Source organism: Streptomyces sp. NPDC044106 (assembly GCF_056433985.1).
In genome coordinates this window covers 98,593-120,020 of the sequence record NZ_JBWKFZ010000005.1, presented here as the reverse complement: position 1 = coordinate 120,020, position 21,428 = coordinate 98,593, and the positions used below count along the sequence as shown (strand labels likewise).

Sequence of the window (21,428 nt, the reverse complement as noted above, 5' to 3'; positions counted from 1 at the left end):
CCCTCGATTAGGTTAGGCTAAGCTAAGTACAACTTCGCAGGTCGGAACCTCCACCACGAGAGACGGAGACCATGACAGTACGGGCCGCGGTGGCCGGAGCGAGTGGCTATGCCGGTGGGGAGATCCTCCGCCTGCTGCTTTCACATCCGGAGGTCGAGATCGGCGCGGTGACCGCGCACAGCAGCGTGGGGCAGAGGCTCGGGGAGGTACAGCCGCACCTGACCGCCCTCGCGGACCGGACGCTGACAGAGACGTCGGTGGCGAGCCTGCGCGGCCATGACGTGGTGTTCCTCGCGCTGCCGCACGGCCAGTCCGCGCAACTGGCGCGGCAGTTGGAGGACGACACTCTCGTCGTGGACTGCGGGGCAGATTTCCGGTTGCGTGAGGCGGCCGACTGGGAGCGTTTCTACGGCACTGCGCACGCCGGGACGTGGCCCTATGGGCTGCCCGAACTTCCGGGCGCGCGGGACGAGTTGCGGGGCGCGCACCGTATCGCCGTACCGGGCTGTTACCCGACAGCCGTCACCCTGGCGCTGTACCCCGCCTTCCTGGCGCGGCTGGTGGAGCCGGAGGCCGTCGTCGTCGCGGCCAGCGGTGCGTCGGGAGCGGGCCGGGTGGCCAAGCCCCATCTGGTCGGCTCCGAGGTGATGGGGTCGATGGCGCCGTACGGGGTCGGCGGCGGCCATCGGCACACACCGGAGCTGACGCAGAACCTCTCCCAGGTCGCCGGTGAGCGCGTGACCGTGTCGTTCACACCGACCCTGGCCCCCATGCCCCGGGGCATCCTCGCCACCTGTTCGGCGCGCCTGCGCCCCGGTCCGACGGCCCGCACCGTGGAGGACGACGTACGCGCCGTGGAGGACGACGTACGCGCCGTGTACGAGACCGCCTACGCCGACGAACCGTTCGTACACCTGTTGCCGCCGGGTACGTGGCCGTCCACGGCCGCCGTGGTCGGGTCCAACGCCGTCCGTGTACAGGTGGCCGTGGACGCAGCCGCTCGCCGGCTCGTCTGCGTCAGTGCGATCGACAACCTGACCAAGGGCACCGCCGGCGGCGCGGTACAGAGCATGAACATCGCCCTCGGTCTGCCCGAGACGATGGGTCTGCCCATGAATGGGGTGGCTCCGTGAGTGTGACCGCGGCCCGGGGATTCCTCGCGAGCGGAGTGTCCGCGGGGATCAAGGAGTCCGGTGATCCCGACCTGGCGCTTGTGGTGAACCAGGGGCCTTCGAACGCGGCGGCCGCCGTGTTCACCTCGAACCGCGTACAGGCCGCGCCCGTGCGCTGGTCCCGGCGAGCGGTGGCCGACGGCACGCTGTCCGCGGTCGTCCTCAACTCCGGCGGGGCCAACGCCTGTACCGGCCCCAAGGGCGCGGCCGACACCCGGACGACAGCCGAGTGCGCGGCGCGGGCGCTCGGCACCGAGACCGGCCGGGTCGCCGTGTGCTCCACCGGACTCATCGGCGTCCCGCTGCCCATGGACCGGGTGACGGCGGGCATCCACGCCGCCGCTGCACGGCTGTCGGACGACGGCGGCGAGGATGCGGCCGTGGCCATCAAGACCACCGACTCGGTGCACAAGACGGCTGTGTCGTCCGGGCCCGGCTGGACCGTGGGCGGGATGGCGAAGGGGGCGGGCATGCTCGCCCCCGGTCTCGCGACCATGCTGGTGGTGCTCACCACGGACGCCGACGTGAGCGCGCCCGAGCTCGACGCCACCCTGAGAGAAGCGGTGCGCACCACCTTCGACCGGGTCGACTCGGACGGTTGCATGTCCACCAACGACACCGTGCTGCTGCTCGCGTCGGGTGCTTCGGGGGTACGGCCGGACCCGGCCGCGTTCACGGAGGCCGTGCACGGAGTGTGCCTCGACCTGGCGCACCGGCTCATCGCGGACGCGGAGGGCGCTTCGAAGGAGATCGAGGTGCGGGTGATCGGTGCGGCATCGGAGCGGGATGCCGTGGAGGTGGGCCGGTCGGTGGCCCGGAACAACCTCCTCAAGTGCGCCCTGCACGGCGAGGATCCGAACTGGGGGCGAGTCCTGTCGGCGGTCGGCACGACCTCCGCTGCCTTCGACCCGGACCGCTTGGATGTGGCGATCAACGGCGTCCTGGTGTGCCGTGACGGGGCGGCCGGTGAGGACCGGGACAAGGTTGACCTGTCGAGGCGTCAGGTGGCGGTCATCGTGGATCTGCGCTCCGGAGAGGCCGCGGCGACGATCTGGACGAACGACCTCACCGCGGCGTACGTCCACGAGAACAGCGCGTACAGCTCGTGAACGGGGGGAGGGCAGAGATGCGAACGGTGGTCGGGGAGCTTGGAGACGGGCACGCGCACGTGGACCTGGATACAGGAGCCGGGGCCGGAGCCGGAGTCGGAGCCGGAGCCGGGGTGAAAGCGGACGAGGGCGGTGGCGCGGTCGCGGACCCGTCCGCCGGGGCGTTCCTGCGCTCGGAGGAAGTGCCTGAGGGGCTCCGGGGAAGCGTGGTCGTCGTCAAGTTCGGTGGCCATGCCATGGTGGACGCGGGCCTGCAACGGACGTTCGCCCGGGACGTGGTGGAGCTGTGGCGAGCGGGCCTGCGCCCCGTCGTCGTACACGGAGGCGGCCCGCAGATCAGCGCGATGCTCGACCGCCTCGCCCTGGAGACCCGTTTCGAGGCGGGCCTGCGCGTGACCACTCCGGAGACCATGGAAGTGGTCCGCATGGTGCTGTCCGGCCGGGTCCAGCGGGAGTTGGTCGGCCACATCAACGCGCACGGGCCCTTCGCCGTCGGGATGACGGGCGAGGACGCGCACACGATGACGGCCGTGCGGCGGTCGGCCTGGGTGGACGGCAGGCCGGTGGACATCGGTCTCGTCGGCGAGGTCGTGGACGTGAACCCCACCATGGTGCGCACGCTTCTGGAGCAGGGGCACATACCGGTGGTCTCCCCCGTGGCCCGCGGCGAGGAAGGCGAGGTCTACAACGTCAACGCCGATCTCGCGGCGTCCGCCTTGGCCGTGGCCCTCGGCGCCGAACGCCTGGTGATGCTCACCGATGTGGCGGGCCTGTACGCGGACTGGCCGCACAGCACCGAGGTGATCGAGCACCTGACCGCCGACGCGCTGGACGCGATGCTGCCGGGTCTGGCGAGCGGGATGCTGCCGAAGATGGAGGGCTGTCTGCGGGCCGTACGCGGTGGGGTGGGCAAGGCACACGTGGTCGACGGACGCGTGCCGCATGCGGTGCTGCGAGGGCTCCTGGACGAGGTCGGTCCCGGCACGACGGTGGTCCCTTCCGAGAGCGAGCCCGGCATCGCCGACAGTGTCGAGGGCCCGGCTACCCCCACGGCCGACCCGGACACCGACCCCGGCCCCGACCCCGACCCCGACCCCGAGGGCGACGGACGCGACGCCACTCGTCTGGTTCCGGGCAGCCGCTCGGAGCACGACGCGTGCCCCGTCTGACGGGCGCCCAAGGAACCGGAACCGCCGCCGCGCCTCCCGGCGTCTCGGTTTCGGAACATGGCTGATCGTTCATGACATGTTCTGGAAGCGGCAGCGCCTCCCGGGGGGGGGGAGGGGTGAGCAGCGCTCGGGTGCCGGTTCGGTGCGGCAGGCGCCGACTCTGACCAGGACCCGACCCTGGGCCTGCCCCCGGCCCCGCCGTCGCCGTGGCAGCGGTCCTCGTCATCAGCACCGTCGTTCTCGCAGTGAACGCCAGCGGTGACGGTTCCAAGGACGAGGACAAGGACAAGGACAAGCACCGCCAGAGCGCCGGGCCCGTTCCGTCCTCGGCCCCGAACATCCCGTCGTCCGACCGGCCCGGTGAGAACGGCGGCAAGCCCAGTGGTCAGGGCGAACCCCATGGCAAGGAGACGCTCAACGCAACGGAGACGCCGGGCGGGGACAGCGGGAACGACCCCCGCTCCCCTCCCCCGCTCTTCACAGACCCAACGTCAGAATCCTCGCGTTGCGTCGCGGATCGAGTGAGGCTGCCCAGGAAGCGGGCGCCAGCCGCGTGGTCGTGGGCGCGAATCCGTACCGGAGGAACAGGTCGCCGCCTCCCGTAGTCGCCGTGAACAGCGCTTCGAGCGACTGGGCGTGTGCGACGGCCAGTACGGCGCGCAGGAGCCCGCCTCCCACGCCGCGGCCCTGCCGCTGCCCTGCCACGCAGAAGTTGTACAGAACGCCCACGGGCCCGCGGCCCTCCTCCGGCGCGGCCGGGTACACACGCAGACCGACGCAGCCGTCGAGCGGCGCACCGGGTGTGTCCGCCACGAGGAAGTCGGCGGCCTGGGCGGCGTACAGCGAGGCCGGGCGTTCCCGAAGCGCCCCCGAGCGTACGAACGGCCGGGAGAGGGCGACGAGTGCGGCGGCGTCCTCCTTGCGTGCGGCGCGTACGTGGGGCGTACGCGTGGGGAGCGCGTGCGGCAGCGGGGCAGGGCGCGGCGTAGCCGTGATCAAGGCTTACCTTCCTCGGTTCCACGTCGAAGGACGGCTCGTCACGTCGCCGCGTCACTTCCCGACGACCAAGCAAAGTAAGGCTAGCCTTACCTAAATAGAGACGTCCAGCCGGGGTCGGCCCATGGGCAGCGAAGCGCCCCGACGCTGCTCGTTTTGGGAAGGGCGAGGAAAACGCCACGCACTCATCACGCGGCAACAAGAAAGGCAAGAGGGAAGTACTCACCTCTTGCCACTCTCAACTTATAGCGCACCGGGGGGCTTGCGGCAAGGCCCCGGTCCTGGCGCACAATCGCTGGCCTCGGATCGGAGATGATGACGTGAACCCCTTGGCCACCAGCGCTTTCCACCTTGCCGACAACCTCTCGCACAAGGCCGACCCGGCGCTGATCGCCGCGGACGACCGGCACTTCGCGGCCATCGCGGAGAGCCTCGACCAGACCATCGCCGAACTCTCCGGCCGTCTCGACGACTTGCGCAAGGCGCCGGGTGGCATCGGCCGGGAGGCGATGGACCGGGACTCGGAGATCCACCGGCTGAGCGGCCGCCTGCGCGCACTGCGCCGCTTCGGCCTCGACCTGTGTCTGGGGCGCGTGGTCGCCGCGGACGACACCGAGCCCTTGTACATCGGACGGCTCGGCCTCACCGACAGCGAGGGCCGCCGGCTCCTCGTCGACTGGCGCTCACCCGCCGCCGAACCGTTCTTCGCGGCGACCCACGCCAACCCGATGGGACTTGTGAGCCGCCGCAGATACCGCTGGGGCGGCGGTCGGATCAGCGACTACTGGGACGAGGTGTTCACCGCCGAGGGCCTCGAACACCACGCCGCGCTGGACGACCAGTCCGCCTTCATCGCCAGCCTCGGCGGCAACCGGTCGGCCCGGATGCGCGACGTGCTCGGCACCATCCAGGCCGACCAGGACGCCATCATCCGCGCGGGCTCGCGCGGCGCGCTCGTCGTCGACGGCGGCCCGGGCACGGGCAAGACCGTCGTCGCCCTGCACCGTTCCGCCTACCTCCTCTACTCCGACCCGCGCCTCGGCCACCGTCGCGGCGGCGTGCTCTTCGTCGGGCCGCACGAGCCCTACCTCGGTTACGTCGCCGACGTCCTGCCCAGCCTCGGCGAGGAGGGTGTGCAGACCTGCACGCTGCGGGACCTCGTCACCGAGGGCGCAGAGGCGGCCACCGAGGCCGACCCGGACGTGGCCCGGCTGAAGTCGTCGGCGCGGATGGTGGGGGCGATCGAGAAGGCCGTCAGGTTCTACGAGGAGCCGCCCACCGACGCCCTGTCGGTCACGACGGCCTGGTCCGAGGTCCGGGTGAGCGCCGACGACTGGGCCGAGGCCTTCCGGGCGCCGGGTCCTGGCACCCCGCACAACGAGGCGCGCGAGCAGATCTGGGAGGAGCTGGCGACGATCCTGATGGACAAGCAGGGCATGGACGAGGAGGAGGACGGCGTCTCGGCGGACGCCTACCTGCGGTCGCTGCGCCAGGACCGGGAACTGGTCACCACCCTCAACCGGGCCTGGCCGCTCATCGAGGCCGCCGACCTGGTCTCGGACCTGTGGACGGTCCCCGCGTATCTGCGGATGTGCGCACCCTGGCTGGACCGCGACGACGTGGCGAAGTTGCAGCGCAAGGAGGCACCGCAGGCCTGGACCGTGTCCGACCTGCCGCTCCTCGACGCGGCGCGGCAGCGGCTCGGCGACCCGGAGGCGGCGCGGCTGGAGCGCCGCCGGGCCGCCGCGGTCACCGCCGAGCGCGAGCGCATGGCTCTCGTGATCGACGACATCATCTCGGCCGCCGACTTCAACTCGGCGGGTGACGACAGCGAGGGCGCGGTGCGGATGCTGCGCGGGAAGGACCTCCAGGACAGCCTGATCGACGAGAGCGCCCTGCCCACCGCCGATCCGGACCGGCTCGCGGGGCCGTTCGCGCACATCGTCGTGGACGAGGCGCAGGAACTGACCGACGCGGAGTGGCAGATGCTGCTGCTGCGCTGCCCGTCGCGGAGCTTCACCATCGTCGGGGACCGCGCCCAGGCGCGGCACGGGTTCGCCGAATCGTGGGAGGAACGCCTGCGGCGGGCCGGGCTGGACCGGGTCGAGCTGGCATCCCTGAGCATCAACTACCGTACGCCGGAAGAGGTGATGGCGGAGGCGGAGCCGGTGATCCGGGCCGCGCTGCCGGACGCCAACGTGCCGACGTCGATCCGCAGCAGCGGCATCCCCGTCGTCCACGGGACGGTGGCGGAGCTGGACTCGGTCGTCGGGGGCTGGCTCGACGAGCACGCCGAGGGGGTGGCCTGCGTCATCGGCGATCCGATGTTCCGGGCTACGTCCCGGGTCCGGTCGCTGACGCCGGAGCTGGCCAAGGGGATGGAATTCGACCTGGTCGTCCTCGTCGACCCGGAGGCGTTCGGCGAGGGCATCGAGGGAGCGGTCGACCGCTATGTCGCGATGACCCGGGCGACTCAGCGGCTCGTCATTCTCACGAGCCGCTGATGATTGCGTACGGGGTGGTGAGCGGTCCCGGGTACGCGGACGGTCCCGGGTACGCGGACGGTCAGCTGTCCATGGACTCCGCGAGGGACCGGGGGCGCAGGTCGGTCCAGTTGGTCTCGACGTACTCCAGGCAGGCGTCCCGGGTGTTCTCGGCGAAGGCGATCGTCCACCCTCCGGGGACCTCGGCGAAGGACGGCCAGAGCGAGTGCTGCCCCTCGTCGTTCACCAGGACCACGAAACGGCCTTCGGGGTCGTCGAAGGGGTTGGTGCTCATGGGTCAGTGCCTCCTGCGGCGCGACGAGCGCTGAACGCGGGCCGGAACAGGGCCTGTTCAGACGGCGGTACGGGATGGAAGGGGAAGCCTTGATTAGGTTAGGCTCCCCTAATTATTGGGAGCTTAGCCTGTCCCCCTTCCCTCTCACAAGGAGACGTTCATGCACACGGAGAACGCCTCGGGCGCCTTCGCCGGGTACGGCCTGTCCGGCGAGCCCGGCACCGAAGCGTTCTGGGCGGGGGTGGTCCGGGGGCCGGTGTCGGTGCCGGTGTCGGTACGTGCTGATGGCGGCGGTGACGGCTGGGTCACCCTTTTCCTGTGGCGCCGACGCGGCGAGGCGGCGGGTGACGGGTCGTCGGTGAGCGTCGGCTTCGAGAGCTGGTCCCCGCCGGTGCCGTTGCGCCGGTGGGGCGACACGGACTGCTGGTACGCCGAGGTGCGCATGCCCGCGCGGTTGCGGGTGACCTACCAGTTCCTCGTGGACGACGCGGCGTACGCCGATCCGCTCAACCCCGTGGGCGCGGGCGGCGACCGGTCCATCGCCGCCACGCCGGACGCGCCGGCCCAGCCGCACTGGCCGCTCGTCGGCGCGGATGACATCCTGCCTCTTCCGCGTACGCGGATCCGCTGGGCCAGTGAGCGGCTCGGCGGGCGGCGCACGGTGCGGGTGCATCCGGTGGGCGGGGGCGGGCCGGTGGTGCTGCTGCTCGACGGGGACGACTGGCTGTATCTGCACCCGGCCATGGACGCGTTCGACGCGGCGTTCGCCGCCGGTGAGATGCCTGCGGTCACGCTCGTCTTCCTCCCGGCCAAGGACCGGGAGGCCGAGTTCACGTGCGAGCGTGCGCTGTGGGAGGCGGTCCGCGATGAGTTGCTGCCGTTGGTCGCGGAGTGCGGTGTGCCTGCCGATCTCGACCGGCTGGTGGTCGCGGGGCAGAGCCTCGGTGGGCTGAGCGCGGTGTACGCGGCGCTGGAGTTCCCGGAGCTGGTGTCCCGCGTCGCCTGCCAGTCGCCGTCGTTCTGGTGGTCGCGGGATGCGGTGGGCTCGACGGACCCGATGGGCGGGGCGGTCGGGGGGGCGGTGGCGGCGCGTCTTCGGGAGCGGTGGTCTGCCGACCTGCCCGGCACGTCCGACATGTCCGACCTGTCCGGCACGACCGGCACGACCGGCACGACCGGCACGTCCGGCACGTCCGGCACGTCCGGTCTAGCCGGGGCGCCCGACCTGTCCGGGCTGCGGATCGCGTTCGATGTCGGGGAGCACGAGGGGGCGATGCTGCCGCATTGCGAGGCGGTCGAGGGGTTGATTGAGGGGGCGGGAGCGGTCGTGCGGGTTTCTCGTGCGGCGGCTGGGCATGATCGGGCTGGGTGGCGGGAGGGGCTGCTGAGGGATGTGGCGTGGGTTCTGCGTTAGCGCGTTGGCCTCACCTCAGCGCGCCACCGCCAAGCAATAGGCCTCGTCATGGGCGAGGAGATTCCGGTGGGTGTCTTCTGTGGTGATCCTGCCGTCGTTCAGGACCAGGACTCGGTCCGCGGCGTCCAGGAGGGCGGGGCTGGTGGTGAGTACTACCGTGGTGCGGCCCCGGCGGAGTTTGGCCACGTTGCGGGCGATGAGTTGTTCGGTGACCGCGTCGACGGCCGTCGTCGGGTTGTGCAGGACGAGGATGTCCGTGTCGGCGGCCAGCGCGCGGGCCAGGGAGAGGCGTTGGCGCTGGCCTCCGGAGAGGTTGGCGCCCCGGTCACGGACGGGGTAGTCGAGTCCTTCGCGGTGCAGGGCCACGACATCGGTCAGCATGGACGCCTCGACCGCCTCGGGGAGCGAGCGGCTGGTGCCCGACGGGTCGATGTTGGTGCGCAGGGTGCCTGCGAAGATCTCCCCGTCGTAGGGGTTCACCAGCATGTGCTCGCGGACCGCCTCGACCGACAGGTCGGCCAGATCCTGGCCGCTGAGCCGCACCACTCCCTCGTACGCCTCGGGCGGCACCTGCGCGGCCAGGACCGACGCGAGATCGGCCACCGGGCGCGGCTGGTAACCGGCGATCGCCACGAACTCGCCGGCCTCCACCGTGAAGGTGAGGTCCTGCAGAGAGCCGTACCGGACGCCGTCGACCACCAGGTCGCCGCCCGCTGCGGGGCGGCCCGGGCCCGGATTCGTGACCGGCGGCGCCGAGAGGACCAGCGCCATCCGCTCGGCCGATGCCCGCGCGATCATCACGTACTTGGGCATCTCGGAGAACATCTTGAGCGGCTCCATGATGAACTGCGCGAGGCCCACGGCCATGACGAGCTCACCGATGGTGATCCGGCCCTCGAAGGCCAGCCAGCCCGCCGTCAGGGTCACCGCGGCCGCGAGGACCGCGTTGAGGGCCTGGGCCGTGCCCGCGTAGACGCCGTTCACCTTGGCGACGGTGACCGACTGGTGCTTCGCCTCCGCACTGACCGTCCGGTAGGAGCGGAACGCCGCGTGGTTGCCGCCGAATCCGTGCAGCGGGCGCAGGCCGGTGATCAGGTCGGCGACCTTCGCGCCGGCCCGCGCCACCCGGGCCTGCTGTTCGCGGGTGCTTGAGCCGATCCGCTTGGACATGACGCTGAGGACCGACAGGATCGCGACCGTTCCGACGATCACGAGGAGGCCGAGCCGGAGGTCGGCCATGCCGAGGGCGACCGCCGCGACCACCACCGCGACCAGTGAGCTGATGAGGAGCGGCACCACCTCGATGATGTCCGCGGTCTGGTCGGCGTCCTCCGTGGCGATGGTCAGCACCTCGCCGGATTTCAGGTCGACCTTCCTGGCCACCGGCTGGAGCCCGCAGGCCGCGACCCGCACCCGCCAGCGGTGCGCCTCCGTCGTGTTGGCCTTCTGCAGGACGCGCATGCCGAACCGCCACGACAGCGAGACGGTCGTGATGATCACGGCGAGCGCGCCGATCGACAGGCCGAGCGCGCCGAGGGTCCGGTCGTCCTTCATCGTGTGCTCGACGATCAGGCCGAGCGCGATGGGGAAGGCCGTCTCGCCCGCCTGGTACAGGCCCATGAGCAGGGTGCCCAGGGCCATGGCGCCGACATTGCGGCGCAGCGCGGCCTTGAGGATGTCGGCCCCTCGGCGGGGCTCCTGCGGGTCAGGAGCCCCGTGCGGCGGGGTGGCGGAAGTCCCCTCGGGAGTCGCCTCGGGAGTCGCCTCGGGAGTTGTCTCGGGAGTTGTCTCGGGTGTCGTGTCAGGAGTTGTCATCGAGGTGGCGGGCAATCGCTTCCGGGGTTCGGAGGGTGAACAGGTCACGGATGGTGACCACGGGGCCGTACTCCCGGCGGAGCAGCCCGATGAGGCGCACCGCCAGCATGGAGTGTCCGCCGAGGGACACGAAATCGCTCACCGCGCTCACCTCGTCGTCGTCGAGGTCCAGGGCTTCCGCGAAGAACTCGCAGACCACGCTCTCCGTCTCGGTCTCAGGGCCGCGCTCCCCCGCCGTGGTCAGCGCGCCGAGCGGCTTGGCCTCCGGCAGGGCCTTGGTGTCGGCCTTGCCGTTCACGGTCAGCGGGATGCTGTCGACCTCGGCGTAGTGCGTCGGACGCAGGAAGTCCGGAAGCCCGGCGCCCACTTCTGCGGCGACGGCGGCCAGGTCGGCGCCGTCGAGCACCAGGTAGGCGGCGAGGCGGTAGGCGCCGTCGACCTGCGGGTCGGGCTGGGCGACCGCCGCGGTGAACCGCACCGCCGGGTGCGCCGCGAACGCGGCCTCGACCTCACCCAATTCGACCCGGTGGCCGCGGATCTTGACCTGCTGGTCGGTGCGGCCCAGGTACGTCAGGTTCCCGTCGGGCCTGCGCACGACGAGGTCACCGGTGCGGTACATGCGCTCGCCGGGCGCGCCGAACGGGCAGGCGACGAATCGGTGCGCGCTCTGTCCCGGCTGCCCGAGGTAGCCGCGGGCGATGCCGATGCCCGCCACGTACAGCTCGCCCGGAACACCGTCCGGCAGGGGCCGCAGCCAGGGGTCGAGGACGTAGACCTCGGTGTTGTCGATGGCGACGCCCACCACCGGATCCTGGCATTCGAAGGTGCCGACGCCGAGGGTGTTGATGGTGTATTCGGTGGGTCCGTAGAGGTTGTAGCCGACCGTGCCCTCGGTCTCGGCGAGCCGCTGCCAGAGCGCCGGGGTGACGGCCTCGCCGCCGAGCAGGACGAGCGCGGGCCGCCGTTCCGGCTGGTCGAGCAGGCCCTCGGCCACCAGCTGCTGGGCGTACGTCGGGGTCACGTTGATGACGTCGATGGCGTGTTCGGCGCAGTACGCGACCAGGCCGGGCGCGTCGCGGCGCAGCTCCTCGTCGCAGATGTGCACCTCATGGCCGTCGGCGAGCCACAGCAGCTCCTCCCACGACATGTCGAACGCGAACGACACGGTGTGGGCGATGCGAAAGGTGCGGTGGCCGTGGTCCGCGAGGACGGGCTCGAAGATCCGGCGCTGATGGTTGATCAGCATGTTGGTGAGCCCGGCGTACTCGGTCACCACGCCCTTGGGCCGCCCCGTCGAACCCGAGGTGTAGATCGTGTACGCGGGGTGGCGCAGGCGGTCCGGGTCGTCCGGCGCGAACGTCGTGTACGGCTCGGCCGCGGGCAGCGGGCGGTCCAGTTCGATCAGCTCGCCGGAGTCGGCCGGGCCGCCGGTGAGCCGGGGCGAGACCGTGCTCACGGTGAGGATCACGGCGGGGCGGGCGTCCGCGACGATCGCCGCGATCCGCTCGTCGGGGTGGTCCAGTTCCAGCGGTACGTAGGCGGCGCCGACGCGCAGTACGGCGAAGAGCGCCACGATGGAGTCGAGCGAGCGCGGAATCGCGAGGCCCACGGTGGTCTCGGGGCCGATGCCGCGCGCGGCGAGCACGCCCGCCACCGCGCGGCTGCGGTCCCGCAGGCCGGCGAAGGTCATGGTCGCGCCGTGCGCGACGAGGGCGATCCGGTCCGGGTCGCGGTCGGCCGCCCGGTCGAACCGGTCGACGACGGTGTCCGTGCCGACGTCGGTGCGTTCGGCGGGCGCGGGCTCCCGGCCGAGGCCCGGCAGCGTGCCGAGGGGGCCGGTCGCGCGGGCCAGGTCGTCGAGGACCCGTACGTAGTCGTCGAGGAGACGGCGGGCCTCGCCGGTGTCGCCGTGGCGGTGCTCCAGCTTGACCGTGAGCCGGTCGCCGGGCGTGACGACCCAGGTGTACGGGTAGTGCGTGGAGTCGTCGGCCTTCACCGAGGTGATGCCGTGGCGGGCGTTCATCTCGGCGAACGCGTCCATGTCCAGGAAGTTCTGGAGGACGAAGAGGTTGTCGAAGAGGGTGTCGTGGCCGCTGGCCCGCTGGATCTCGCCGAGCCCGAGGTGCTCGTGCTCCATCGCCTCGACCCGGGACGCCTGCACGGCCGACAGGTAGCCGCCGACCGTGTCGTCGGGCCTGGCCCGCGTCCACATGGGCACGGTGTTGAGCAGCACGCCGACGATGTCGGACAGGCCCTCGCCGTCACGCCCGGAGACGGTCACGCCGAACACCGCGTCACTGCGCCCGGTGTGCGCGCCGAGCAGCAGCCCGAACGCGCCGGTGAGCACGGAGTTGAGCGTGACGCCGTGCGCCTTGGCCGCGTCGCGCAGCGCCTCCGACTGGTCGGCGGTGAGGGTGTGCACGAGGGCGGGCGGCAGCTCCTGGGAGAGGACCGGCGCCGGCCCGGCGAGCAGGGTCGGGCCCGGCAGCCCGGCCAGGTGCTCCGCCCAGAACCGTTCGGATACGGCAGGGTCCTTGGCGGCGAGCGTCCGGGCGTACTCCTCGAAGCCCGGCGTGGCCGGGGCCGCGTCGAGGGGCTCGCCCGCGAGGACGGCCTCGTAGGCGTCGAACAGGTCCCGCAGCACGATCTCGCGTGACCAGCCGTCCCACAGCAGCAGGTGGTAGCTGAGCAGCAGGCCGTCGCGGCCGTCGGGCAGGCGGACCACGGTCAGCCGGATCAGCGGCGGTTCGGCCGGGTCGAAGCCGGTGTCGCGGTCGCGGGTGCGCAGCGCCTCGACCTCGGCTTCATCGGTCAGTTCGACGGTACGGACGTCGACGCGGCGGCCCGCCTTGAGGACCTGGACCGGGTTGCCGTCGTCGTCGGTGGTGAAGCCCGCGCCGACGGCCGGGTGGCGCGCGATGACGTGCGCCATCGCCTCGGCCAGCGCGTCGGTGTCAAGACGCCGGTCGAAGGCGAACCAGCTCTGGGCGACGTAGTGCCCGGCCGAACCGGCCAGCTGGGCCTGGAAGTACAGGCCGCGCTGGAGCGGGGTGACGGGCGCCGTGCGCTCGGCGGTCGCGGACGCGTCCGCGACACGCTCCAGTGCGCGCGTCCAGTGCTCGGTGATGTCGTCGGGGACGCCCTCGGCGAGGGTGAAGGCGGCGTGCAGGCTGCCGGTGGCGTCGTCGGTCCACGCGTTGACCTCGACGGCGTACGGGCTGGGCTGCTCGCCGCCGGTGATCTGCGGCGCCTGCGATTCGCGGCCCCGGCCGAGGTAGTTGAACAGGACCTGCGGGCGGGCGGTCAGCAGGGGCGCGGTCTGCGGGTTGAGGTAGCGGAGCCTGCCGTACGCGGTGTGCCCGTCCTCGTCCGGCTGGCGTGCGGCGACCTCGCGCGCGGCGGCGACGGGGTCGGTGTGCGCGGTGAGGCGCACGGGCGCGATGGAGGTGAACCAGCCCACCGTGCGCGTGTAGTCGTGGTGTTCGAGCGCCGGGACCCGGCCGTGCCGCTCCAGCTCGACCGCGAGGTCGGTGGGCGACGGCTGGACGCGGGTCAGCGCGGTGCGCAGCGCGCCGCAGAGCAGCTCGGTGAGGCCGACGCCGAGCGCGGCGGGCGCGGTGCGGGTCACGCGGTCGCTCACGTCGGGCGGCAGTACGACGGTGCTCTCGCGCAGAGCCCCCACGGACGAGAGGAGTCCAGGCGCCCCGAGCGTGTCGATCCAGTGCCCGAGGGAGTCGCTCGCCTCGGTGGACCGGAGCGTCAGTGCCTCGGCGTACTCCGCGTAGGACGTCGTCGGCGGCGCGAGCCCGGCGCCGCCGAGCGCGGTGGTGAGGTCGTCGAGGATGACCAGCCAGGACACCGCGTCGACGGCGAGGTGGTGCACGGTGACGACCAGGGTGCGGCTCGCGTCGAGCCAGGAGAACGCGATGACGTCCCCGGATTCGGGGTCGAGCCGTCCGGCGGCCTCGTTCGCCGCCGCGGTGGCGTCCGCCGCGTCCGTGCGGACGACGGCGACCTCGCGGGCGGGTTCGGTGCCGAGTGCCCACACGCCGTGCTCGACGCGCAGCCGCAGCCGCAGCGCCGGGTGCGCGGCCACGACGGCGTTCGCGGCGCGCCCGATGTCGGCGAAGCCGACTCCCTCGGGGACCGGCACCGTCCTGGCCTGGGCGAACCGGTCCAGTGAGCCGCCGAGTTCGCGCTGGCGCAGCATGATCGGCGTCGGCGGCAGCGGGCCGTCCGCGCTGCGGGCCGGTGCGGGCGCGGCGGCCTGCGGCGTACTCGCTGCCAGGTGCTCGGCGAGCGCGCGCGGCGTACGGAGCAGGAACACGTCCCGGGGCGCGATCGGCAGGCCGAGCGCCCTGGCCCGGTTGATGACGGTGATGGCGACGATGCTGTCGCCACCGGCGGTGAAGAAGTCGGTGTCGGCGTCCACGGCGGCGCCGGGCAGCGTCTCCGTGAAGATGCCGATCAGCTGGGTGAGCGCAAACCCGGCTTCGCCTGCGGGCGCTTCGTGGCTGGTCGCGCAGGCCTCCGGCGTGGCCGCCCGCTCCGCGAGCGCCTTGCGGTCCAGCTTGCCGTTGACGGTGAGCGGCAGGGCGTCGACCGGCAGGACCCGGCTCGGCACCATGTGTGCCGGGAGCTTCGTCGACAGCAGTGCCGCGAGGTCGCCGGGGACCCGGCCCACGACGTGCGCGATCAGATGGTCGCCGGTGTCCGCGACGGTGACGGCCGCGTCGACCACCCCGTCGAGTCCACGGACCGCCGACTCCACCTCGCCGAGCTCGATGCGGAACCCCTTGAGCTGCACCTGGTCGTCGGCGCGGCCCGCGAACTCCAGCTCGCCGTCGAGCGTGCGGCGGGCCAGGTCGCCCGTGTGGTACATCCGGGAGCCGTCGTCCGCGAACGGGTTCGCCACGAACCGGCCCGCGGTCAGGCCCGGCCTGCCGAGGTAGCCGAGCGCCACCTGGTCACCCGCGACGTAGATGGCGCCCACCCGGCCCGGCGGCACCGGCCGGAGCCGGTCGTCGAGCAGGTAGGTGACCAGGCCGGGCAGCGGGCCGCCGATCGGGCTGACGTCGTCGCCGGGGCCGAAATCCGCGTCGCTGAGCACCCGGTGCGTGACGTGCACGGTGGTCTCGGTGATGCCGTACATGTTGACCAGCTCGGGCGACGCCGTGCCGTGCCGCTCGACCCAGCCGCGCAAGCGCCCGAGGTCCAGCGCCTCACCACCGAAGATGATCTTCCGCAGCGCGCGGGCCGGTTCACCGGCATGCCGGTCGGCCTCGATGAACTGGTAGAACGCCGACGGCGTCTGGTTGAGCACGGTCACCCCGCGCTCGCGGACGAGCCGGTGGAAGTCGACCGGCGAGCGGGTCAGACCGTACTCCGGCACCAGCAGCTCACCGCCGTGCGCCAGCGCGCCCCACAGCTCCCAGACCGCGAAGTCGAAGGAGAAGGAGTGGAACTGGACCCACACGTCGTCGGGCCCGAAGCCCATGTCCGCCCGGGTGTTGGCGAGCAGCGTCACCACGCTGGAGTGCGGCACGACGACGCCCTTGGGGCGGCCGGTCGAGCCGGACGTGTAGATCACGTACGCGGGGTCGTGCCAGTCGGCGCCTGCGGCCGGGTTCCCGTCGGTGTCCGCCGGCGGCTCCTCCCCCTGGACCAGGACACGAGCCGGCAGTCCTGCCCGGTCGATGAGGCCGGTGAAGCGGTCCCGCTGCTCGCGGTCGACGAGGACGACCTCCGGAGCGGCGTCGGCGATGACGTACTCCAGGCGCTCGTCCGGGTACGCCAGGTCCAGCGGTACGTAGGCGCCGCCCGCCGTGACGATCGCGACCAGGGCGACGACCTGCTCGACGGAGCGCGGGACGGCGACGGCGACCCGCTTGCCGGGGCCTACCCCGGCCGCGCGCAGCGTGCGGGCCAACTCGTCCTTCGCGGCGGCCAGTTCGCCGTACGTGAGGGACCTGGTGCCGCCGTCAAGGGCGCACTGGGTGACGGCTGTGGCCGTCGGATTCCGGTGCGCGGCGGCGTCGAACAGGCCGGCCAGGGTCGTCTTCTCGACGCGGGCGGGCAGCCGGCCACCGGCGGGTGCCAGGCCTTCGACCAGGGCGTCGACCGGTGCGTCGGGCCGGGTGAGCAGGCCGGTGAGGGCGTGGCCGAAGGTCCGCAGGACGGTCTGGGCGCTCTCCTCGCGGAGCAGTTCACCGTCGTAGATGAGGTTGAAGCGCGGGCGGCCGTCGGGCGTCCGCTCCACCACGAGGGTCAGCGGGTAGTGCGGGGCGCCCTCATTCACGATGTCGGTGATGACGAGTTCGGCGTCGGGGGTCCGCAGGCTGTCGACGTCGGTCGCGACGTCGAACACCACGAGGGTGTCGAACAGCGGTCCCGCGCCCGCCTGGCGGCCGATCCGCGCCAGCGAGACGTGCTGGTGCGGCAGGACGGCGCTCTGGTGCTCCCGCACCGAGGCGAGCAGGTCGCGCGCCGTGGTCGTACCCGTCCAACGGGCGCGCACGGGAATGGTGTTGATGAAGAGGCCGACCATGTCCCCGATGCCGGGCACATCGGCGTCGCGCCCGGAGACGGTGGAGCCGAAGACGACGTCGCTGCCGTGCAGGAGAGTGCCCAGCGTCACCGCCCAGGCGCTGTGCACGGCCGCGCTCAGCGGCACACCGGCCGTGCGGACGGCCGCGTCGATGTCGTCGCCGGGCGCCACGGCGGTGTCCGCGAACCGGTCGGAAGGCGTGTGCCCCTCGGCGACGAGCGAGGGACCGGGCAGCCCGGCGAGCTCCTCGCGCCACACCCGGTCGCTCTCGTCGTCGTCGCGTCCGGCGAGCCAGCCCACGTAGTCGGTGAAGCCGCCGAGCGGGTACACGGTGCCCGGCGCGTGGTACTCGGTGAGCAGCGCGCGCAGCATCGGCGGCACCGACCAGCCGTCGGCGATGATGTGGTGCACGGTCTGCACCAGGACATCGCGGCCGCCGCCCGCGCGGATGAGCGTGTACCGCATCAGCGGCCCGGTCGCCAGGTCGAACCCGGCGCGGCGGTCCCGCTCGGCGAGTTCGCGTATCTCGGCGTCGGTGATGCCGGGGCGGTCCAGCGTGGTGAACGGCGCCTCGACGCCGCTCTGCAGGACGGAGACCACCCGGCCGTCGGCGAGGGCCGTGAAGCGCGCGGCCAGGTTCGGGTAGAGCGTGAGGAGGCGGGTGGCCGCGGCCGCGAGGCGGTCGGCGTCCACCTCGCCGTCCGGCGCCTGAAGGGTGAGGAGCTGCTGCTCGACGTACGCGCCCGCCGAGTCGTCGTCGAAGACGGAGTGGAAGTAGAGGCCTTCCTGCAGCGGGGTCAGCGGCAGGATGTCGCGCAGCGCGGGGCCTTCGAGGTCGTCGACGTCCCTCTGCGCGAGCTGGACCAGCGGGAAGTCGCTGGGCGAGTGGCCGCCCCCGTCGAGCGCGGCGAGGCCGGCGAGGGCCGTACGGAAGTAGCCGCCGAGGGTGTCGACGTCCTGGTCGGTGAAGACTCCGTCGGGCCAGGAGATGGTGGTGACCAGCTCGTACTCGTGGCCGTTCGCGGCGGGTTCGGCGATCGCGTTGAACTCCAGGGCGCGCGGCAGGCGCATGTCCGGGTCGCGCTTCTCACCCAACTGGCCGGTGGCGCCCGCGAGTTGCCAGTCGCCGGAGGCTCCCGCGTCGAAGCGGCCCAGGTAGTTGAAGAGCACCTGCGGTGCGGGGGCGTCGAACGCGGTGTCGGTCAGGTAGCGCAGGGCGCCGTAGGAGACGCCGTTGCTCGGCACCCGGGCGAGGTCTTCCTTGACCGCCTTGAGCGCGGCGGCGAGGTAGTCGGGGGCCGTGAGGTCGGGCGCGGTGCCGGGGTCGACGGTCACCGGGAACAGCGTGGTGAACCAGCCGACGGTGCGCGACAGTTCGGGTTCGAAGCCCGCGGTGCCCGCCACGAACCGTCCTTCGCGTCCGTGGCCCTCCAGCTCGATGTGGGCGAACGTCTGGTCCTGGCCGAGGTCGCGGCGCCACCGGGCGAGGGAGACGGCGAGCGCGGTCAGCAGGACGTCGTTGACCCCGGCGTGGAACTTCGCGGGTATCTCGCCGAGCAGCGCGGCGGTGACCTCGGGGCCTACCGACACGGTCCGCAGCCGCTCCCGCGCGACGGTGTCGGCCGCGGACAGCGCGCGCCGGCCCACCGGACGGTCCGTCGCGGGCAGGGGGCGCCGGAAGTAGTCGCGGTCGGCCGTGAAGTCCGCCTGCCCGAGGAGCTGGGTCCAGCGGCGGAACGACGTGCCGACCGGGGGGAGTTCGACCGGTGCGCCCGAGGCGACCTGGCGCCAGGCCGTGGCCAGATCCTCCATCAGGACCCGCCAGGAGACCCCGTCGACCACCACATGGTGGGCGACGACGACCAGTTGGCGTGCCTCGCGCCGCCAGACGGCCCGCAGCATGACGCCGGCGTCCGGATCGAGGCCGGCGGTGGCGAGGGCGACGCACGCGTCGAGCGGCAGGTCGCTCTCCTGCCACACCGGGGCGTCCTGTGCCGCCTCCGGGATGTCGAAGCTCCAGCGGTCGCCGCGCACCAGCCTGGCGCGCAGCATGTCGTGGTGCCCGAGCACGGCGGCGAGGACCTCGTCCAGCGCGTCGGGGGTCAGCTCCGCGGGGGTGTTGAGGACCACGGACTGTACGAAGCCGTCGATCGCGTCCGTGGTCTCACCGAGCCACTGCACGATGGGCGACCCGGCGACGGGTCCGGTCGCGGTGTCGGCGTGGTCCACGGCGGAGACGTCCTCGCGGCTCGCCACCGCGGCCAGCGCTCCCACGACGGTGTGGGTGAAGATCTGGCGCGCCGTGACGTAGAGGCCCGCGTCGCGCAACGCGCTCAGCAGCGAGATCGTCAGGATGCTGTCGCCGCCGAGCTGGAAGAAGTCCTGGTCGACGCCGACTTCGTCGAGCTGAAGCACCGCGGCGACGGCCGCGCAGACCACCCGCTCGTTCTCGGTGGTGGGCGGGGCGACGGCGCCGGTGCCCGTGGTGGGCTCGGGCAGGGCCTTGCGGTCGAGCTTGCCGTTGGCGGTGAGCGGGAACTCCGTCATCACGACGATGTGGGTGGGCACCATGTACTCGACCATGTGCTCGGCCGCCCACGCCTTGACGTCGTCGGCCCGCAGGTCCGCGTGGCCGGCGGCCGGGATGACGTATCCCACCAGGTAGGTGCCGCCCGCCGTGTTCTTCTTCGCGACGACGCAGGTGTACCGGACCCCGGGGTGCTCGGCGAGGCCGACCTCGACGTCCTCGATCTCCAGGCGCATGCCGCGGATCTTGATCTGGTTGTCGGCGCGGCCGAGGAAGTCCAGGGAGCCGTCCGGGGCGAACCGGGCGAGGTCACCGGTCCGGTAGAGCCGGGAGCCGTCCGAGGCGAAGGGGTTGGCCACGAAGCGGGAGGCCGTCAGGCCGGGCGCGTTGACGTAGCCGCGGCCCAGCAGGAAGCCGCCCGCGTACAGTTCGCCGCCGACCCCGACCGGGACCGGGCGCAGCTCGTCGTCGAGGACGTACAGCTGGGTGTTGGGGTTGGCCTTGCCGATCGATGTCGACAGGCGTTCGGCGGCGCCCCGGTAGATGACGTGCGAGACGCCGATCGTCGTCTCGGCGGGTCCGTAGCCGTGGTACAGCGGGATGCCGAGCCGGGTGCGGAACCGCTCGTAGAGCTCGGGAGTCAGCACCTCGCCGCCGCACCAGACGTGCCGCAGGCTGTCCAGGCGCCCGGAGTCGCCCGCCATCTCCAGGAGGACGTCCAGCATGGACGAGACGAGATACGTGAAGGTGACGCGCTGTTCGGCGATCACGCCGAGCAGGTGGTGCGGGTCGCGTTCGCCGCCGGGCCGCAGGACCACGAGGCGGCCGCCGCGGACCAGTGGCAGGAAGATCTCGTTGATGGAGATGTCGAAGGACAGCGGCGCCTTGAAGAGGGAGGCGTCGTCGTGGCCGAAGCCCAGGATCTCGCAGGACTGCCAGAGCAGGCGCTCGCTGATCGCCTCGTGCCGGATCATCGCGCCCTTGGGCCGCCCGGTCGAGCCGGACGTGAAGATCACGTACGCGAGGGCGTCACCGGGGACGGCCAGCTCGGGGGCCTCGGTGGGGCAGGCGCCGAACCGCCAGTCGCCGAGGTCGACGGCGACGGCTTCCGGTTCGTCGGGGGCGTGTTCGCCGGTGGCGTTGAGCTGCACGACGGCGCGGGCGTCCTCGATGACGACGGCGCGGCGCGCGGCGGGCCACTGGGGGTCGAGCGGCACGAAGGCGCAGCCCGCCTGGAGGACGCCGAGCAGGCCGATCACCATGTCGGCGGAGCGGCCGAGCGAGATGCCGACGACCTGTTCGGCGGTGAGCCCGCGTCCGATGAGGTGGTGGGCCAGCTGGGCGGAGCGCTCGGCCGCCTCACGGTAGGTCAGGGACCGGTGCTCGTCGACGATCGCGACGGCGTCCGGCCTCGTCCGCGCCTGTTCGCGGAACATCTCGACGATGGTGGGTCGGACCCGGTCGGCGTCGGTGGCGTTCCACTCGGCCAGGGTCTTGAGCCGTTCCGCGGCGCCGGTAGGGCTGATGGTGCCGAGCGGCCGGTCAGGGAAGTCGGCCAGGTCGTCGAGGGCCAGCTGGGCGTCGGCCCGCGCGACGCCCTCGGGGACGGCGATGCTCCAGCCGTCCGCTCCCGCATCCCGACTGCCGGGGCCGGTCCCGCCGTTGTCCACCCAGCCGAGGACGTCGGCGAAGAGGGTGGCGGGGGTGAGCTCGATGCCTTCGGGGCTTCGGCCCGTCGCCCAGTACTCCAGAGCGATGGCGCACGCGTCGGCGACGGTCCGGTCGCAGTGGTCGCCGGTCCTTCGGCGTACCCCGGCCAGGCGGGTGGGTGAAAGCAGTACGAGGCGAGCGCTCGGTTCCATCATCGAAGACAGCGTCCCTTCCAGGTCAACGCAGTTAGG

The 21,428-nt window shown here is 72.4% G+C and carries 9 protein-coding genes; 5 read left to right on the top strand and 4 right to left on the bottom strand.

What is annotated here, in order from left to right; translation table 11 throughout:
* Positions 1–71 precede the first annotated feature (71 nt).
* From argC to argB, 3 genes are all read left to right on the top strand, one after another.
* Positions 72–1,133: an N-acetyl-gamma-glutamyl-phosphate reductase gene (argC, locus tag AC07DI_RS10205; RefSeq protein ID WP_478903566.1), complete on the top strand. Its 1,062-nt coding sequence runs from the start codon at positions 72–74 to the stop codon at positions 1,131–1,133.
* Positions 1,130–2,281: a bifunctional glutamate N-acetyltransferase/amino-acid acetyltransferase ArgJ gene (gene argJ, locus AC07DI_RS10200; RefSeq protein WP_478903564.1), complete on the top strand. Its 1,152-nt coding sequence runs from the start codon at positions 1,130–1,132 to the stop codon at positions 2,279–2,281. The genes argC and argJ overlap by 4 nt, the downstream gene beginning before the upstream one ends.
* Before the next feature lie 167 nt (positions 2,282–2,448).
* Positions 2,449–3,450, top strand: coding sequence for an acetylglutamate kinase (argB, locus tag AC07DI_RS10195; RefSeq protein ID WP_478903971.1), 1,002 nt, complete (start codon positions 2,449–2,451; stop codon positions 3,448–3,450).
* Positions 3,451–3,927: 477 nt separating this feature from the next.
* Here the strand turns inward: argB and AC07DI_RS10190 are convergent, their stop codons facing one another.
* Positions 3,928–4,449, bottom strand: coding sequence for a GNAT family N-acetyltransferase (locus tag AC07DI_RS10190; RefSeq protein WP_478903562.1), 522 nt, complete (start codon positions 4,447–4,449; stop codon positions 3,928–3,930).
* A 317-nt stretch (positions 4,450–4,766) separates the two neighbouring features.
* Here AC07DI_RS10190 and helR point away from each other — a divergent pair, with 317 nt between their 5' ends.
* Complete coding sequence (helR, locus tag AC07DI_RS10185) at positions 4,767–6,950, top strand: RNA polymerase recycling motor ATPase HelR (RefSeq protein ID WP_478903561.1); 2,184 nt, start codon at positions 4,767–4,769, stop codon at positions 6,948–6,950.
* A gap of 61 nt (positions 6,951–7,011) precedes the next feature.
* Here the strand turns inward: helR and AC07DI_RS10180 are convergent, their stop codons facing one another.
* Positions 7,012–7,224 carry an MbtH family protein gene (locus AC07DI_RS10180; protein ID WP_384257309.1) on the bottom strand — a complete coding sequence of 71 codons (213 nt, stop codon included), beginning with the start codon at positions 7,222–7,224 and terminating at the stop codon, positions 7,012–7,014.
* Positions 7,225–7,384: 160 nt separating this feature from the next.
* On the opposite strand from AC07DI_RS10180, the gene AC07DI_RS10175 reads away from it, so the two are divergent.
* Positions 7,385–8,638: an alpha/beta hydrolase-fold protein gene (locus AC07DI_RS10175; protein ID WP_478903559.1), complete on the top strand. Its 1,254-nt coding sequence runs from the start codon at positions 7,385–7,387 to the stop codon at positions 8,636–8,638.
* A gap of 15 nt (positions 8,639–8,653) precedes the next feature.
* On the opposite strand, the gene AC07DI_RS10170 is transcribed toward AC07DI_RS10175, so the two are convergent.
* A complete protein-coding gene (locus tag AC07DI_RS10170) occupies positions 8,654–10,279 on the bottom strand; it encodes an ABC transporter ATP-binding protein (protein WP_478903970.1) in 1,626 nt (541 codons plus the stop codon).
* Positions 10,280–10,439: 160 nt separating this feature from the next.
* A complete protein-coding gene (locus AC07DI_RS10165; protein WP_478903557.1) occupies positions 10,440–21,392 on the bottom strand; it encodes a non-ribosomal peptide synthetase in 10,953 nt (3,650 codons plus the stop codon).
* Positions 21,393–21,428: the final 36 nt, after the last annotated feature.

Bases quoted from the DNA above. Each gene is read 5' to 3' on its own strand.
- AC07DI_RS10170 (WP_478903970.1), bottom strand. From the start codon at position 10,279: ATGGCCCTGGGCACCCTGCTCATGGGCCTGTACCAGGCGGGCGAGACG.
- argC (WP_478903566.1), top strand. From the start codon at position 72: ATGACAGTACGGGCCGCGGTGGCCGGAGCGAGTGGCTATGCCGGTGGG.
- AC07DI_RS10180 (WP_384257309.1), bottom strand. From the start codon at position 7,224: ATGAGCACCAACCCCTTCGACGACCCCGAAGGCCGTTTCGTGGTCCTG.
- AC07DI_RS10165 (WP_478903557.1), bottom strand. From the start codon at position 21,392: ATGATGGAACCGAGCGCTCGCCTCGTACTGCTTTCACCCACCCGCCTG.
- AC07DI_RS10175 (WP_478903559.1), top strand. From the start codon at position 7,385: ATGCACACGGAGAACGCCTCGGGCGCCTTCGCCGGGTACGGCCTGTCC.